The organism is Mesorhizobium prunaredense (assembly GCF_900156895.1).
Taxonomy (GTDB): Bacteria; Pseudomonadota; Alphaproteobacteria; order Rhizobiales; family Rhizobiaceae; genus Mesorhizobium; species Mesorhizobium prunaredense.
The window spans coordinates 87,251-103,798 of sequence record NZ_FTPD01000005.1; the positions used below are offsets into that span (position 1 = coordinate 87,251).

13 protein-coding genes are annotated in these 16,548 nt (G+C 62.0%); 7 read left to right on the forward strand and 6 right to left on the reverse strand.

Translation table 11 applies throughout. The features are described from left to right. Positions 1–106: 106 nt before the first annotated feature. From BQ8794_RS04490 to fdhF, 4 genes are all read left to right on the forward strand, one after another. Positions 107–1,363 carry a molybdopterin molybdotransferase MoeA gene (locus tag BQ8794_RS04490; RefSeq protein WP_077374261.1) on the forward strand — a complete coding sequence of 419 codons (1,257 nt, stop codon included), beginning with the start codon at positions 107–109 and terminating at the stop codon, positions 1,361–1,363. 139 nt (positions 1,364–1,502) lie between these two features. Beyond that, on the forward strand, positions 1,503–1,742 hold the full coding sequence (locus BQ8794_RS04495) for a sulfurtransferase TusA family protein (RefSeq protein WP_077373682.1): 240 nt from the start codon (positions 1,503–1,505) through the stop codon (positions 1,740–1,742). A gap of 207 nt (positions 1,743–1,949) precedes the next feature. Further along, positions 1,950–3,623 carry an NADH-ubiquinone oxidoreductase-F iron-sulfur binding region domain-containing protein gene (locus BQ8794_RS04500; protein ID WP_077373684.1) on the forward strand — a complete coding sequence of 558 codons (1,674 nt, stop codon included), beginning with the start codon at positions 1,950–1,952 and terminating at the stop codon, positions 3,621–3,623. A 1-nt stretch (position 3,624) separates the two neighbouring features. Continuing rightward, on the forward strand, positions 3,625–6,414 hold the full coding sequence (gene fdhF, locus BQ8794_RS04505) for a formate dehydrogenase subunit alpha (RefSeq protein ID WP_077373687.1): 2,790 nt from the start codon (positions 3,625–3,627) through the stop codon (positions 6,412–6,414). A 61-nt stretch (positions 6,415–6,475) separates the two neighbouring features. On the opposite strand, the gene BQ8794_RS04510 is transcribed toward fdhF, so the two are convergent. From BQ8794_RS04510 to BQ8794_RS04535, 6 genes are all read right to left on the reverse strand, one after another. Further along, entirely contained in the window at positions 6,476–7,225 is a 750-nt protein-coding gene (locus tag BQ8794_RS04510) for a ribonuclease activity regulator RraA (protein WP_077373690.1), read from the reverse strand. A 23-nt stretch (positions 7,226–7,248) separates the two neighbouring features. Beyond that, positions 7,249–8,412: a mandelate racemase/muconate lactonizing enzyme family protein gene (locus tag BQ8794_RS04515; RefSeq protein WP_077373693.1), complete on the reverse strand. Its 1,164-nt coding sequence runs from the start codon at positions 8,410–8,412 to the stop codon at positions 7,249–7,251. A 49-nt stretch (positions 8,413–8,461) separates the two neighbouring features. Beyond that, positions 8,462–9,559 (reverse strand): ABC transporter ATP-binding protein, encoded by a 1,098-nt coding sequence (locus tag BQ8794_RS04520; RefSeq protein WP_077373696.1) that lies wholly within the window; start codon positions 9,557–9,559, stop codon positions 8,462–8,464. A gap of 10 nt (positions 9,560–9,569) precedes the next feature. Next, the gene (locus BQ8794_RS04525) at positions 9,570–10,460 is read right to left on the reverse strand and encodes a carbohydrate ABC transporter permease (RefSeq protein ID WP_077373699.1); all 891 of its coding nucleotides are present in this window, start codon (positions 10,458–10,460) and stop codon (positions 9,570–9,572) included. Then, the gene (locus tag BQ8794_RS04530) at positions 10,457–11,416 is read right to left on the reverse strand and encodes a carbohydrate ABC transporter permease (protein ID WP_077374263.1); all 960 of its coding nucleotides are present in this window, start codon (positions 11,414–11,416) and stop codon (positions 10,457–10,459) included. Before BQ8794_RS04530 ends, BQ8794_RS04525 begins: the two co-directional genes overlap by 4 nt. An 81-nt stretch (positions 11,417–11,497) precedes the next feature. Next, positions 11,498–12,973: an ABC transporter substrate-binding protein gene (locus BQ8794_RS04535; protein WP_077373702.1), complete on the reverse strand. Its 1,476-nt coding sequence runs from the start codon at positions 12,971–12,973 to the stop codon at positions 11,498–11,500. 211 nt (positions 12,974–13,184) lie between these two features. Between BQ8794_RS04535 and BQ8794_RS04540 the strand changes: the two genes are divergently transcribed. From BQ8794_RS04540 to BQ8794_RS04550, 3 genes are read left to right on the forward strand one after another with little or no spacing between them, the layout of a single operon-like run. Further along, positions 13,185–13,895, forward strand: a complete 711-nt coding sequence (locus BQ8794_RS04540) for a GntR family transcriptional regulator (protein ID WP_077373705.1) — start codon at positions 13,185–13,187, stop codon at positions 13,893–13,895. 59 nt (positions 13,896–13,954) lie between these two features. Continuing rightward, complete coding sequence (locus BQ8794_RS04545) at positions 13,955–15,121, forward strand: mandelate racemase/muconate lactonizing enzyme family protein (RefSeq protein ID WP_077373708.1); 1,167 nt, start codon at positions 13,955–13,957, stop codon at positions 15,119–15,121. 58 nt (positions 15,122–15,179) lie between these two features. Then, positions 15,180–16,541: a mandelate racemase/muconate lactonizing enzyme family protein gene (locus tag BQ8794_RS04550; protein ID WP_077373711.1), complete on the forward strand. Its 1,362-nt coding sequence runs from the start codon at positions 15,180–15,182 to the stop codon at positions 16,539–16,541. Positions 16,542–16,548 lie beyond the last annotated feature (7 nt).

Below are 16,548 nucleotides of genomic sequence, written 5' to 3' on the forward strand. Positions count from 1 at the left end.
CCTGTTCAAACGAAGGCAGGTCGACAAAGCGCCTGCAAGCGCAGACTGGGCTTGCCGGATGGCGCCGAGCTGCCGGTTCGGCCAGATCCATGAGGCTGAAGGCTCGATGGCGCAACTTTCAGATGACTGCTTCGCTTTCGGCGGCCCGATGCGATCGCTCGATGATACTGCCGCACTGATTGCTTCACGGCTGACCGTCGTCGACGAGACCGAAACCGTCCAGCTGGCGATTGCCGATGGGCGCGTCCTGGCGAGAGATTTAGTGGCGCCGCTGCCCCTGCCGCCTTTCACCAACTCAGCCGTCGACGGCTATGCACTGCGCGGCGACGACCTGCCGGAAACCGTTGAAAAAGCCTTGCCCGTGAGCGGCAGGATCCAGGCTGGGGTGGCGCCGGATCGGCCTGCCGCGCCCGGACAAGCCATACGCATCTTCACCGGCGCTCCGCTGCCGGAGGGGGCAGACACGGTTTACATGCAGGAAGATGTCCGTGTCGACGATAGCGGCAGGGTCATTCTTCCGCCCGGCCTGAAAAGAGGAGCCAACGTGCGGCCGGCGGGCGAGGACGTCGCAGCAGGCAAGGTGGCCCTGCAGGCCGGCCAGCGCATGCGCCCGCAGGATGTTGCGCTCGCCGCGGCGCTCGGCATGACGCAGGTCGATGTGCGGCGCAAAATTCGCGTCGCGATCTTCTCGACCGGCAACGAGATCGTCGCGCCGGGAAAGGACCGGGGACCGGCCCAGCTTTTCGATTCGAACCGCTTCATGCTGATGGCCATGCTCGCAAGATTGGGCTGCGAGACCACCGATTTGGGCATTCTGATCGACGACAGCAGCCTGATCGCGGATGTGCTGAGTGAGGCTGCGCCAGGACAGGACCTGATCCTGGCGTCAGGCGGGGTCTCGACCGGGGAGGCCGACTGCGTCAAAGCCGCCGTCGAGAGTGTGGGCACCCTGGTCTTCTGGCGGGTGGCCATAAAGCCCGGCCGCCCGGTCGCCATGGGGGTGATCAGGGGAACAGCCTTCATTGGGCTGCCCGGCAATCCGGTGGCGAGCTTCGTCACATTCGCCCATATTGCGCGCGCCGCGATCCTTGCACTGGCCGGCGCACGGCAGCAGCCACCAATTTCGCGGCTGGTGCGGGCCGCCTTTTCCTACCGCAAAAAGCCGGGGCGACGCGAATATGTGCGGGTAAGCCTGCGTGGGACGCAGGACGGCACATATGAAGCCGTCAAATTCCCGCGCGAGGGCGCTGGCATGCTGTCTTCTTTGGTTCAAACGGACGGCCTTGTCGAACTCGGCGAGGAGATAGCCGAGGTCGAGCCGGGCCAGACCGTTCAGTTCCTTGCCTATTCGGACCTGAATTGACGAACGCCGTCGAGCCGGCGGCACGCAGTCTGCCAAAATGCGGTGCGACGCCTGGCCGCTCTCACTTGCAGTACCCCTGAGTCACCTCTGAGTCGGGGATCGTTGACGACCGGTGAGCGGTCCGCCATGGTGCGCCACCATGACGACGAGACAGCTCGATCTGACGGGATTGAAATGTCCCTTGCCGGCGCTGAAAACCCGCAAGGCGCTCAGCGGCATAAGCCCAGGCGAGCGCCTTGAGGTCCGTTGCACCGATCCGCTGGCAGCCATAGACATTCCCAATCTGATCAACGAAATGGGCGACCGCCTGGAGGCGATGCAACGGCAGGGAGACCACATCATTTTCTTGATCGAGAAGGCGCAAGCTGCCCCGGTATAGGCCGTGCGACAAATCAGGGCGCAGATCAGTTCTGTCGCGGCGCCCCGGTCATGCTAAAATTGTCAAACCGGCATTTGGTTCAACTTGTCTGCCAAGTCGATTTGTGTGCCAAGTCCTTGATCCAAGGTGCGCCGGGCTGAGGGAGGTCACAACCACATTGGTGGCGAGAGCCGCCTTCCTCAGGCGAAGGGTCCGGGAGGAGAGAGCATGACAATGCAGCAACGGCGATCTCCCGATCGCGGACCCAAAGGGCGGGCGCTGGATGATGTTGCCCTGGCCGAGGTCCGGCAACTTCTTGGCCATCGCGAACGGCGCCGGGATCTCTTGATCGAATTCCTGCATCTGATCCAGGACCGCTACGGTTGTCTGTCGGCCGCGCATCTGCGCGCGCTTGCCGAAGACATGCGCCTGTCCCAGGTGGAAGTTTACGAGGTCGCGACCTTCTACGACCATTTCGATATCGTCAGGGAAGGCGAGGCGAGACCCGCGCCGCTGACAATCCGGGTGTGCGAATCGATAAGCTGCATGCTGGCGGGCGCCGAACACCTGATTGGCGAACTGGCCGCCAAGGCCGACCCGAAGACGGTCCGCGTCATGCGTGCGCCCTGCATGGGCCGCTGCGCCACAGCACCCGCGGCGCGCATTGGCGACCGTGAGGTCGACCAAGCCAGCAGCCATATCCTCATCGATCTGGCTCGCTTGGGCGATACGAAAGTTGTCGTGCCCGATTATGTTGGCCTCGATGCCTATCGGGCCGCTGGCGGCTATCAGCTTTTCCGGAAGGTGAAGGCGGGCGAGACCGGCATTGACGCTATCATCGACACCATGGAGCACGCCGGTCTGCGCGGTCTCGGCGGCGCCGGCTTTCCGGCCGGCAAGAAATGGAGCTTCGTGCGCGGCTATCCAGGGCCGCGGCTGATGTCGATCAATGGCGACGAAGGCGAGCCTGGCACTTTCAAGGACCGCATCTATCTTGAAGGCGATCCGCATCGTACCTTGGAAGGGGCGCTGATCGCCGCCCATGCGGTGGAGGCCGAGCGCATCTATTTCTACATGCGCGACGAATACCCGGCCGTGCTCGCCATCTTGCGCGCCGAGATCGCGGCGCTCGAGGCAGCCGGCATCGTCAAGCCCGGTTTCATCGATCTTCGGCGCGGCGCCGGCGCCTATATTTGCGGCGAGGAAAGCGCGATGCTGGAAAGCATCGAGGGCAAGCGCGGCATGCCCCGCCACCGGCCTCCCTATATTGCCGAAGTCGGCCTTTTCGGACGCCCGACGCTCAATCACAATGTCGAGACGCTGTGGTGGATTCGCGACATCGTCGAGAAGGGCCCCGAATGGTTCGCCGCGCAGGGCAAGCCCGGCCATCAGGGAATTCGCTCCTGGTCGGTTTCCGGACATGTGAAGGAGCCCGGCGTCAAGCTGGCCCCGGCCGGCGTCACCGTGCGCGAATTGATCGAGGATTATTGCGGCGGCATGGCAGACGGGCATGAATTCAAGGCCTATCTGCCAGGTGGAGCCTCGGGCGGCATCCTTCCGGCGTCGATGGGCGACATTGAACTCGATTTCGGCGGCGAACTCGCCAAACAGGGCGCCTTTGTCGGCTCACATGCGGTGGTCGTGCTTTCGCAAGCCGACAACATCAGGGATGTGACCCTCAATCTCATGAATTTCTTCAAACATGAGAGTTGCGGGAAATGCACGCCGTGCCGGGAGGGAACCGAAAAGCTGGTAACGCTCTTGAAAGAGAAGGGCGTGCCGGATGAGACGGCGATGCGCGACCTTGAAACAGTGATGCGCGATTCCTCCATCTGCGGTCTCGGCCAGGCGGCGCCCAATCCAGTCAATCACCTTTTGACGCATTTTAGGGATGATCTTTGAAATGGCAGATGGCGTCATATTCACCCTCGACGGAAAAACGGTCACAGCCGCTGACGACGAGACGATCTGGGACGTTGCAAAGCGCGAAGGCACCAGGATCCCGCATCTGTGCCATGTCGACATGCCCGGCTATCGGCCAGACGGCAATTGCCGCGCCTGCATGGTCGATGTCGAGGGCGAACGGGTGCTTGCCGCCTCCTGCATCCGCAAGCCTACCGCCGGAATGGTGGTGAAGACGAATACCGAACGGGCTACGAAATCGCGCCAGATGGTGTTCGAGCTTCTCGCCAGCAACATGCGGCCGGCGGCCGACGGTCCGGATCAGCAGTCGATGTTCTGGCAGTGGGCTGGTTCGATGGGCATTTCCGGCGGTCGCTACAGCTCAAAATTCGCCACGGATGATGTTCGGCCAGAATTCGACATCACGAATCCCGCCATTGCCGTCAATCTAGATTCCTGCATCACTTGCGGCGCCTGTGTCCGGGCCTGCCGCGAAGTCCAGGTCAACGATGTGCTTGGCATGGCCGAGCGCGGCAATCACTCGCTTCCCGTCTTCGACATGCACGATCCGATGGGCCTGTCGACCTGTGTCACCTGCGGTGAATGCGTGCAGGCCTGCCCGACCGGCGCGCTCTACGAAAAGTCGCTGATGGACGACGCAGGCAAGACCCGGGTCATCCAGGAATTCGACAAGGTCGTCGACACGCTGTGCCCGTTCTGTGGCGTCGGTTGCCAGACCAGCGTTGCGGTCAAGGACAACAGAATAGTTCAGGTCGATGGCCGCAATGGCTATGCCAACGAGAACCGGCTCTGCGTCAAGGGCCGCTTCGGCTTCGATTACGCGATGTCGCCCGAACGCCTGACCAAGCCACTGATCCGCCGCGACGATGCGCCGAAGTCGGGCGATGCCGATATGCGCGGCGTCGATCCGCTGACCGTGTTTCGCGAGGCTAGCTGGGAAGAAGCGCTTGCGCGCGCCGCCGGCGGGCTGAAGACAATCCTTAGGGATCATGGCGGGCAGGCGCTGGCCGGTTTCGGTTCGGCAAAAGGCTCCAACGAAGAGGCCTATCTGTTCCAGAAGCTGGTGCGCCAGGGTTTTGGCACCAACAATGTCGACCATTGCACCCGGCTTTGCCACGCATCTTCGGTGGCGGCGCTGATGGAAGGCGTCGGTTCGGGTGCGGTTTCGGCGCCCTTCAACGACGCGCTGAAGGCCGAATGCATCATCGTCATCGGCGCACGGCCGACCACCAACCATCCGGTCGCCGCGACCTATTTCAAGCAGGCGGCCAAGCGCGGCGCCAAGCTGATCGTCATGGACCCGCGCGGCCAGGACCTGATGCGCCATGCGTCGCATTCGCTGCGATTCAAGGCTGGCAGCGACGTGGCCATGCTGAACGCGCTGATCCACGTCATCGTCGAGGAAAAGCTCTACGACGAGCAGTATATCCAGGCCAACGCTTCCGGATTCGAGGCCCTGAAGGCCAAGGTAAAGGATTTTTCACCCGAGGCGATGGCCGAGGTCTGCGGCGTCGAGGCGAGCGTGCTGCGCGACGTCGCCCGCACCTACGCGACCGCCGAGCGGTCGATCATCTTTTGGGGCATGGGCATTTCCCAGCACACACACGGAACCGATAATGCGCGCTGCCTTATCGCTCTGGCGCTGATCACCGGACATGTCGGCCGGCCGGGAACAGGCCTGCACCCATTGCGCGGCCAGAACAACGTGCAGGGCGCATCCGATGCCGGGCTCATCCCGATGTATTTCCCCGACTATAAATCGGTCGAGAACATCGACATCCGCGGCGCATACGAGAACTTCTGGGGCCAGACGCTGGACCCGAAACGGGGCCTGACGGTCGTCGAAATCATCGACGCCATCCATGAAGGCGAAATCATGGGCATGTACATAATGGGCGAGAACCCGGCCATGTCAGATCCGGACCAAACCCATGCCCGGCAAGCACTGGCCATGCTCGACCATCTCGTGGTGCAGGACATTTTCCTGACCGAGACCGCCTGGCACGCCGATGTCGTGCTGCCGGCCTCCGCCCACGCTGAAAAGCTCGGCACCTATACCAACACCAACCGGCAAGTGCAGATCGGCCGGCCGGCGCTCGACATGCCGGGCGAAGCCCGCCAGGATTGGGAACTGATTGTCGATCTCGCTCGTCGCATCGGCCTCGACTGGAACTATAACCATGTCTCCGAGGTCTATGCGGAAATGGCGGCCGTGATGCCGTCCTTGAAGCATATCTCCTGGGACCGCATCGAGCGCGAAGGTTCGGTGATCTATCCGGCCGACGGTCCGGACAAGCCCGGCAACGAGATCATCTTCTCGTCCGGATTCCCGACCGCGGACGGACGCGGCCGCATCGTGCCGGCCGATTTGCTACCGCCTGACGAAGTGCCCGATGAAGAGTTTCCACTGGTGCTCACCACCGGCCGTCTGCTTGAGCATTGGCACACCGGCTCCATGACCCGCCGGGCGGGCGTGCTGGACGCGATCGAGCCACAAGGCATTGCTGCGATGAACCCTTATGAGATCAAGCGGCACGGCCTACGCCAAGGGGATATGATTGCGGTCGAGACGCGGCGCGGGACGGTAGACGCCATCCTCCGCGCCGACCGGGAGGTCGCCGACGGCACGGTGTTCATGCCGTTCTGCTTCAACGAAAGTCCGGCCAACATGCTCACCAATCCGATGCTGGACCCCTACGGCAAGATCCCGGAGTTCAAATACTGCGCCGCGCGAATTGCGCCGGCGGCGAAGGCCGAAGCTGCCGAATAAACCAGTACGGCGCAATCTGCGAACGGTTGCCTGCTGCCGCCCGCCACAGGTAATCCATGCGCTAACTGGGGTCCTCCAAGCGGTTTGTTTTGCGCCACTCCTCGTACTCACCGCGGGCATCGTCATGCAGCGGATAGTAGCGTTGCAGCGGCCCGCCCTCCATTAGCTTCACTCGCGAGAACTCCTCCCAATCGTGATGCTTCTGCGATTCTTCGATCACCTTTGCGGCCATTGCGACGGGAAGCACCACCACCCCGTCGTCGTCGGCGACGATGATGTCGCCGGGGATCACCGTGACACCGCCGCAGGCAATCGGAACGTTGACGGCATTGGGATAGATGCTGGTCTGCACATGATAATTCGGCGTCCAGCCGCGCAGCCATAGAGGCAGATCGAGCTTTTCAACATTGGGCCGGTCGCGCATGCATCCATCGATGACGATGCCGGCGCCGCCCCTGCCTTTGAAATACGTCGACATCATATCGCCGAAGACGCCCGAGCTCATGTCGCCGCGCGCGTCGACCACGACCACATCGCCCTCCTGTGCGTGATAAAGCACGTGCCGATGCAGCTGCGTCTCTGGATCGGCATATTCTCCCTCGGTGAAGAGGTCCGGCCGCTGTGGCATGAACTGCAGCGTCAGCGCCGGCCCGACGATCGACTTGCCGTGGTTCTGCGCCACCGGTCCCACCATGTGCGGATTGCGAAAACCCATGTGGCCAAGCGTGCCGGCGACCGTCGCGGCGCCGATCTCCCTCAGCGTGTCGATCAGGTCCTTTGGCGGCCGCGTGATGTCGGGAGCATGTGTCATGGTGGACTCCGGTTGAAAGGCAATTACCAGTTCGTAACAGAACCGTCGCGGCGCTTAAGGTGAGGCGCTTCCCAAAAACGAAAGGTCGCCGCCTGGATCGCCTCCTCGTTGACCTCGACGCCGAGCCCCGGCAGATCGCCGACCGGATAGTCGGTCCCGTCGAGCCGTGGTTGCACGGGAAAAAAGTCGGAATTGTCGAAGCCCAGCTTTGTTTCGGGTTCCCTGGTTTCGAGCCAGGCGAAGTTGGGTACCGCGGCGGCGAGATGCACGGTCGCGGCCGTGCACACCGGACCAAGGGGATTGTGCGGCATCAGGTCCACATAGTGAGCCTCGCTCCAGCCAGCGACTTTCATCGCCTCGGTAAGCCCGCCGACATTGCAAACATCGAGCCGGTTGAACTGATGAATGCCACGCTCGATGTAGGGCAGGAACTGCCACTTGCTGGAAAATTCCTCGCCGATGGCAAAGGGGATGTCGGTCATCGTACGCAGCGATTCGTAGGCCTCCGGTGTCTCGTCCCGTATCGGCTCCTCGAGGAAATCAAGCACGCCGCGGCCGAGCTTGTTGCAGAAGCTCGCCGCCTCGGCCACCGACAGCCGATGATGATAGTCGATGCCGAGGACGACGTCGTCGCCCAGCGCCTCGCGCGCCCGGTTAAGGATACTGGCGGTAGCGCCGATCGACTCGCGCGGCTCGAAGATGTCGCTGCTGTTTTGCCCGGCGGGGAAGAAGCGGATCGCCTGCCACCCCTGTGCGCGTAGCTCGCGGGCTCGTTCGATGGCAGCGTCACCTTCGGCCTCGTCTCCGGTCGAGGCGAAGGTGGGGATGCGGCAGCGCTGCTTGCCGCCTAGCAGCTCGTAGACCGGCACTCCCAGCGCCTTGCCCTTGATGTCGTGAAGGGCGATGTCGATGGCGGAAATCGCCGCCTGCAGAACACGTCCGCCTTCGAAGTACTGGCTGCGATAAACTTCCTGCCAGATCCGGCCGATCTGCATCGGGTCGCGGCCGACGAGAAACTCGCGATAGTGCTCGACCGCGCCGGCCACCGCTTTCTCGCGACCGCTCAAGCCGCTCTCGCCCCAGCCGAAGATGCCCTGGTCGGTCTCGACCTTGACGAGCATCTGGTTGCGCGTTCCTACCCACACCGGATAGGGCTTGATCGCGGTGATCTTAAGCTTCGTAGTCATCCACGCCAGGTTCCAAACGCATCCGCCCTGTCTCAGTTGGCGCCCTGTCTCAGTTGGCCGTGAGGGCCATTTCGGTTTCGCCGTCGAACAGATGCATCCGCTCCTGGTCGAACTCGAGCCAGATCTGTTCATCGGGCGCGACGGCAATGTTCGGCGGCACGCTGATGTTGACGATGGCGCCGGACAGGAACGCCTGCACGAAGGTGACGTCTCCGGTCGGCTCCACCGTGTAGGCCTTGGCCGGAATGGCACCGGGGACCGCGCTGTTGCGCAGCTTGATCGTCGAGTGACGTGCGCCAAGCACGACTTTCCTGGTCGTTGCCCTTGCGACCTTCCGGGCGTTGCGCGGCGAGAGCTCAAAGCTCCAGCCCTCCGCGCTGCTCAACACAGCGTTGCCGTTTGCCGTCGATGCCTGCAGCGGAATAAGGCTCATCGCCGGGCTGCCGATGAAGCTGGCTACGAACATGTTGACGGGATGGGCAAAGACCTGCGCCGGTGAATCGTATTGCTGCAGGTAGCCGCCGTTCATCACCGCCATCTTGTCGGCCATGGTCACGGCTTCGAGCTGGTCGTGCGTCACATAGATGATCGTCGCCTTGAGGTCCTGGTGGAAGCGCTTGATCTCAGACCGCATCTGCACGCGCAGTTTGGCGTCGAGGTTAGAGAGCGGCTCGTCCATCAGGAACACGGCGGGGTCGCGGACAAGCGCACGGCCGAGGGCCACCCGCTGCTGCTGCCCGCCCGAAAGTTCGCGCGGCTTGCGCTCGAGCAGGTGCGTCATGTCGAGCACTCGCGCCGCTTCCTTGACCTTCTTGTCGATCTCGTCCCTGGGCAGTTTGCGCATCTGCAGCGGGAACGCCAGGTTCTTGTAAACCGATTTCTGCGGATAGAGCGCGTAGTTCTGGAACACCATGGCGATGTCCCGGTCCTTGGGGTCGAGGTCGTTGACCACCCGGTCGCCGATGACGATGTCGCCCGATGTGATCGGGACCAGCCCCGCGACGAGATTGAGCGTGGTTGTCTTGCCGCAGCCTGAAGGGCCGACGAGCGCAACGAACTCGCCGTCATTGACCGTCAGCGACACGTCGTTGACAGCTTTGAAGCTGCCATAGGACTTGACGAGATCTTTGAGGACCACGTGGGCCATCGGCAACTCCCTAGTGCTTGACCGCGCCTTCTGTAAGGGCGCGTACGAAGTATCGTTGCAGGACGAGGAACAGCACCACGACGGGCACGCTCATCATGAAGCTGGCCGCCATCAGGCCCGGAAAGTCCGTCGTATTTTCCGAGAAGAAGCGCTGGATGCCGACCGGCAGTGTCAACTGGTCGTTCTTGGTGAGGAAGGTGTAGGCGTAGATGTACTCGTTCCACGCGCCGATGAACGAATAGATCGCGGTGGCGATGATCCCCGGCGTCGAGAGCGGCATCACAATCAAGATGAAGGCCTGGAACCGCGTTGCCCCATCGATGCGCGCCGCCTGCTCGAGCTGCACCGGAATGTTGTCGTAAAAGCCCTTGAGCAACCAGATCGCCAGCGGCAGGCCGAAGGTGAGATAGGTGAGAATCAGCGAGCCATGCGTGTTCATCAACCCGAGCAGGCGCATCAGGATGAACAGCGGCACGAGAAAGATCACCGCCGGGAACATGTTGCGCAGCAGCACGGCAAAGAACAGGAAGTTCCGGCCGGGGAAGCTGAAGCGCGAAAACGCGTAGGCGGCAGGGACGGCGACGATCACCGAGAGGATTGTCGTGACGGTCGACACAAAAAGGCTGTTCCAGAAGAAGCGGAGGAAGTCCTGGCCGACGCTGTTCTGGGGATCGAGAAGCTTCTCGTAGCTGGCGAGGGTAGGTTCGTCCGGCCACCATTGCGGCGGGAATTGCAACGCCGCGAACCCGGACTTGATCGAGGTGATCAGCATCCAGATCATCGGCACCGCGGTGTAAAGCAGCATGAACGCGAGGAAGATGCGCCCGGTCCACCGCCATCCGTCGACGCGCATCCGGCGACGGCTCAGGCTTCGCGGAGCTGTCTCGGCAGTCGTGCTCATGCGCTCCCCTCTTGCCGCTCGTTGCCGCTTAGCGCACGGACGTAGAAGTAGCCGAGCGTCATCAGGGTGAGGAACAGGAGCACCGAATAGGCAGATGCCACGCCCCAGCGCTGCCGGCCGAAGGCGAGCTCATAAATGTGGGTGATCCAGATATGCGATGCGTTGGAGGGCCCGCCGCCGGTCATGATCCAGGGGATGATGAAGGAATTGAAGTTGGCCACCGCGAGCAGCAGGATCGTCACCGTCGAGACGTTGCGCAAGTGCGGGAAGGTGACGTGCCAGAAGCGCTGCCAGGCGCTGGCGCCGTCGACCTGCGCGGCGCGCAGCAACTGCTCAGGCACGGTCTGCAGGCCGGCCATCATCATGATCATGGCAAACGGAAACTCGCGCCAGATATTGACGACGATCAGGGAAGGCAGAACCGTGTTGACGCTGTCGATGAAATTCGGCGGTCGGTCGGCCAATCCGAGGCCGACCAGCACCGCACCGATGATCCCGAAGTCCGAATGATAGATCCACTTCCAGATATAGGAGGCGGCGACCGCGCTGATGACCCAGGGAATGATCAGGATTGCGCGCAGCACACCGCGGCCGACAAACTCGCGGTGGAGCGCCAGCGCGGTGGCAAACCCCAGCACAAAGGCAATCAACGTGGAGCCCAGCGTCCAGATCAGAGTGTTCCAGGTGACTCTCCAGAACACCTCGCTGGTGAGGATGGTCGTGTAGTTGTCGAAGCCGATGAAGGTCTTGTCGCGAAGTTGCAGGCCAGGCGGCGTCTTGAAGAACGACAGCTCGATCGTGTAGTAGATCGGGTAGGCGATGACGACGAGCATCACGGCGATCGCAGGGAGCACGTACGCGTAGTCAGCGCGATGCTCCCATATCTCGCGTAGCACGCCGGACCTGCCGGATTGCACTCTTTGGCGAGCCTCGGCCTTGCCGGTCACGATCGTCACTGTGGCGCGCCCCATTTCTTCTGAACGAACCGGGTTTCCGACCAACCGGCTGCACTGTCAGTGCAGCCGGTCAGGCTTGGACTAGAGTCCGCCCATCAGGTCTCTTACCCTCTTGGCCGCGTCGTCCGCTGCCTCGTCGACAGGCATCGCTCCGGTCAGGGCATTCTGCAGCATGTCCGGGACGATGATGTTCATGATCTCCGGAGCCTGCGGCAGCGCTGGGAACGGGATGCCATATGGCAGCATCGAGGTCGTCACATCGAGGAACTTGATGTTGTCCAGACGTTCCTTCATCCATTTGGTCTTGAAGCCGTTAAGGTTGCCCGGGTTCGAGCCGGCATAGGCCATCTTCAGCGACCATTCAGGGCTCGTCCACATGCAGATGATAGCCTTTGCGGCCGGCTCGTCGACCTTGCCGCCCTCGACATATTCGGGCTTCAGGATGTGAATGTTCGAGCCGCCGAACACGACTGCGCGCTTGCCGTCGGGGCCAGTCGGAATCAGGCCGTAGCGCATGTTGTCGATGACGGTCTGCGCCTTATCCTTGTCGGCGCCCGTCGCTTTCTTCTGCAGGTCGAGCATGACGTCGTAGTCGGACGGGTGCGAGATCATCATGCCAAGCTGGCCGGCAAGGAACAGGGGCTGGTTATCGGCCTGCTGGTTGGTGAGCGCCGAAACCGGAACCGACTTGTCGCGAACATACATGTCGTACGAGGCTTGCAGGGCGGCCTTGCTCTGCGGGCTATCGAGCTTGACCTCCTCATAGGTCGGGTTCGCGGTGGCTTCGTCGAAGACGCCGCCGCCATAGGCCCACAGCTGCGGCATGAAGCGGTACGGCGTATTGCCGGCATTCTTGCGAGCCACGAGGCCGTAGCCGGCAATGCCGAGCTTGTCGTGGATCTGCTTGGAATACTTGACGACGTCGTCCCAGGTTGCCGGAGCCTTGTCCGGATCGAGGCCCGCACGCTTGAAGATGTCGGCGTTCCAGATGAACGCCATCGTCTCGTTGTTGGTTGGAATGCCGTAGGTCACTCCCTCCCAGGTCACGGCCTTCATGGCGCCGGGCCAGAAGTCCTCGGTGGAATACCCGACATCCTCGGGTTTGAGCGGCTCCAGGTAGCCTTTTGAGGCGAACTCGGTACCACCCAGGATTTGCAGGCGGACCGCCATCGGCGCGGCATTGCCCAGGAGCGCCGTGCGGAACTTGTCAAGAAGGTCGTTATAGGTGAGGGCTTGTTCCTCGAGCTGGATGTTCGGATAGGTCTTGCGGAAGGTCTCGAAGAAATCCTTGTAGTACTGGCGCAAAAGGTCAGGGTCGCCCTCGAACACGCCCTGATACCAGAAAGTCAGTCGCCCCTTGTAGTCGAGCGGGGTGACCTTGGCGCAATCGGCCGCGGTGTCAAAATCCTGTGTGCCCGCAATGGAGCGCACATATTCCGGCGACCACTTGCTGAGGTCGACGGGCGCTCCGAGCGCCGATGTGGACATCAGCGATGCCATCAAAGCAGTGGCGACAGTGCCGCGCAGGACCGCACTGCCGAGCGTAATCCTCGTCATAGGTATCCTCCCTGGTTCTCCATGCCGCCCTGCGCCGAGGCAAAGCGGTCTAGCTCGTTCGACCGCGGGACGCCTTCTGTTCTATGTATCCCTTCGATCATTTTGTACGTTTTCAGATCATGGATTGCCTGTCAACGCGCTGGATCGTACATTGTTTGTGAAAACCGTGTGTGATATCGGGCAGGGTATGTATTGATCAGGGGAGCCGGCCTTGGCCGAAATAGATGATTTTAAAGCCATGCCACCGGTGGAGACTGACCCCATGGGGGCCTCCAGCGAGGGCGCCTCGCTTTATGAACTGATCAGGGAAGACATCATTGAGGGACGACTCGTCGCCAACGAACGGCTAGTGGTCACCGATCTCGCCCGGCGTCACGGCACCTCGACCAACCCCGTGCGCGAGGCCCTGCAGCTCTTGCGCGGGGAGGGTTTTGTCACCTTTCTCCCCAACCGCGGGGCGCGTGTCCGACCCATAGATCAGGATTTTGTCCGGGATATCTATGAAATAGGTGTTCTGATCGAGCCGGCCCTGACGCGATGGTTTGTGAACATGGCGACTGGCGAGGACATCGCCGAACTCGAACGTCTCGAAGGCCTGATTGAAGAGAACAACTTTGCCGACACATTCAGGCACAGTGAGCTTGATACCGCTTTCCACACCGTGATGTATCAGCGGCACTATAACCGGCATGCCGCTGAACTTTGGTGGAAGCATCGCGAAGTGCTACGAGCCGTGAGCCGGCGTTTCAATTTCACGCTCGCGCGGCGTGCCGCGATTATTCGCGAGCACCGCGAACTCATCGCGCACGTGAAAGCGGGAGAAGCTAACAAGGCGGCCGAACTGGTTTCCCGCCATGTCGAGGGTTCCGGCCGGCATATTCTCGAACAGATGCGCGCGCGCAACGCGGCTCGGGCCGGATAGGAACGAAGGTCCAGTCTCGAACATCGTTAGCCGTGACCATTTCAGATAAGGGAATTGAGATGAAAATCACGAGCATTCGGCCGTGGCTGATCAAGTCCGATGCTTCTTATTGGGGAGAGTTCCTGCTCGTCGAAGTGACGACCAACGAGGGGGTGAGTGGCTGGGGAGAGATCACCACCACGACAAGGCTCGCCAACCGCGCTCTCTGCACGATCCTGCGGCAGATCGGCGTCGCCGTGACAGGCGAGGATCCGGCGCGTATCGAGCATCTCTGGCACAAGATCTTTCGCAGCTTCACCTATATGGGCAGCCGCGGCGCAGCCGTCGAATGCGTGAGCGCCATCGATATTGCCCTCTGGGACATCCGCGGCAAAGTCCTCGGTAAGCCGATTTACGAGCTGCTGGGCGGACCGGTACGCGACGAAATCGCGCTCTACACCCATCCCAATCAGGCCAAATTCACCAGCAAGGAGGCTGTGGTCCGCGAAATTCTGGACATCGTCGAGTCCGGACACACTGCGCTCAAGTTCGATCCGTACCCCCACCAGGGCCGCAGCGCCGATGGCCTGTCCCGCGAACAGCGGGACGGCTACCTCGATGGCAGTATGACCCGCAAGGACGAGCGCGAGGCCGCCGAACTCACGGCGCTGATCCGCGAAACGGCGGGGCCTGACGTCGACATTCTCATCGATGCGCATGGCCGCTTCGACGTTCCCACCGCCATTCGCCTCTGTCGGAGCCTCGAGGAAGCCGGCCAGATCGACTGGTTCGAGGAGCCTTGCCCGCCCGAAAGCCTTAACGCCCTCAAGCAGGTGCGTGAGAAGGTCAGTGCCGCCATCTCGTGGGGCGAGCGCGGCCACACGAAGTGGGATTTCGTGCCGGTACTCGAGAATAGGCTCGCTGACTACATCATGCCTGATATCACCTGGACCGGCGGCATTACCGAACTCAAGAAGATTTCTGCCCTATGCGAAGCCTACTACATCCCGGTCTCGCCACATGACGCCGCGGGACCGATCAACGTGGTTGCGGGAGCGCAGGTGATGATGACCGTTCCTAACTTCTACAGGCTCGAAACGTCGGAGTGGAACCTGGGCAAATACGATCACCTCATCGACAGACCGCTCGACGTCTCGAACGGCAGCCTCAAGCTGACGCAGAGGCCTGGTCTCGGTATCGAGATGGACCGTGACTACCTGCAGGCCCACGAGATTGAGCTGGGCTAGCAACGCTCCATACCGGCCCGGCGTGCGGGTGCCCCATCCACCAGAACGAGGATAAGTCATGGCAAAGACGGGTGGCGCCGACGAGGCGCTCAATCGGGTGAACGCGAACTCCAAGCCGTCCCAGCTTCGCATCACCGACATGCGGGTAGCCGAAATCGTCGGCGCGCCGTTCACCTCGACCCTGCTCAAGATTTACACCAACCAGGGCATCGTCGGGCTTGGCGAGGTGCGCGACGGCGCCAGCGCCACCTACGCGCTGATGCTGAAGAGCCGGCTGCTTGGCGAGAACCCTTGCAACATCGATCGCCTGTTTCGCCGGATCAAGCAGTTCGGCGGGCACGGCCGGCAAGGCGGCGGCGTCTCGGCGGTCGAAATCGCGTTGTGGGATCTCGCCGGCAAGGCCTATGGCGTGCCCATCTACCAGATGCTCGGCGGCCGGTTTCGCGAGAAGGTGCGCCTCTATTGCGATACCGACGCCACCGTGCCGAGCGGCACCGAAACCGGCAAGCGCCTCAAGCAGCGCATGGCGCTCGGCTTCACCTTCCTCAAGATGGATCTGGGATTGATGCAAATCGCCGATGTCCCCGGTACGGTCGTGTCTCCTGCCGGCTCACTTGACGGGTACCGCGTCCAGCCCGGCCGCGGCCAGGTCAATTCCCTTGAAGTGCGGCGCGCCCGCAACGCCGCCTACGATTTGCACAACGTCCCCCACCCGTTTACCGGCCTCCACTTTTCCGACAAGGGCCTCGACTTGCTTGAGCAGTACATTGCCGAGGTTCGCGAGGTTATCGGCATGGATATTCCGCTCGCCATCGACCACGTCGGCCACATCTCACTGCAGAACGGTATTCGCCTCGCCAGGCGGATTGAAAAATATGTGCCGGCCTGGCTCGAGGATGTGATCCCATGGCAATACACCGAGCACTACCGACAACTGCAGGACGCCACCACGGTGCCGATCTGCACCGGCGAGGACATTTACCTCAAGGAGGGCTTCGAGCCTCTGCTCAAGAGCGGCGGCCTCTCCATTATCCACCCGGACCTGCTCACCAGCGGGGGCATCCTCGAGACCAAGAAGATCGGCGACATGGCGCAGGACCAAGGCGTCGCAATGGCCATCCATATGGCGGAAAGTCCAATCGCGGCAATGGCCGCGGCACATGTCGCGACCGCGACCGAAAACTTCATGGCGCTCGAATACCACTCTGCCGATGTCGACTGGTGGGACGATATCGTCACCGGCGTTGCCAAGCCGCTCGTGAAGGACGGCTTTATCACTGTTCCCGACAAGCCGGGCCTGGGGATTGACGACGTCGTCGACGAGGTGATCTCGCAGCATCTGCAGCCGGGTGTCACCGGCATCTGGCAGCCCACGGATCACTGGGACAACGAATATTCCTGGGATCGCACCTGGAGCTGAGGCGGAA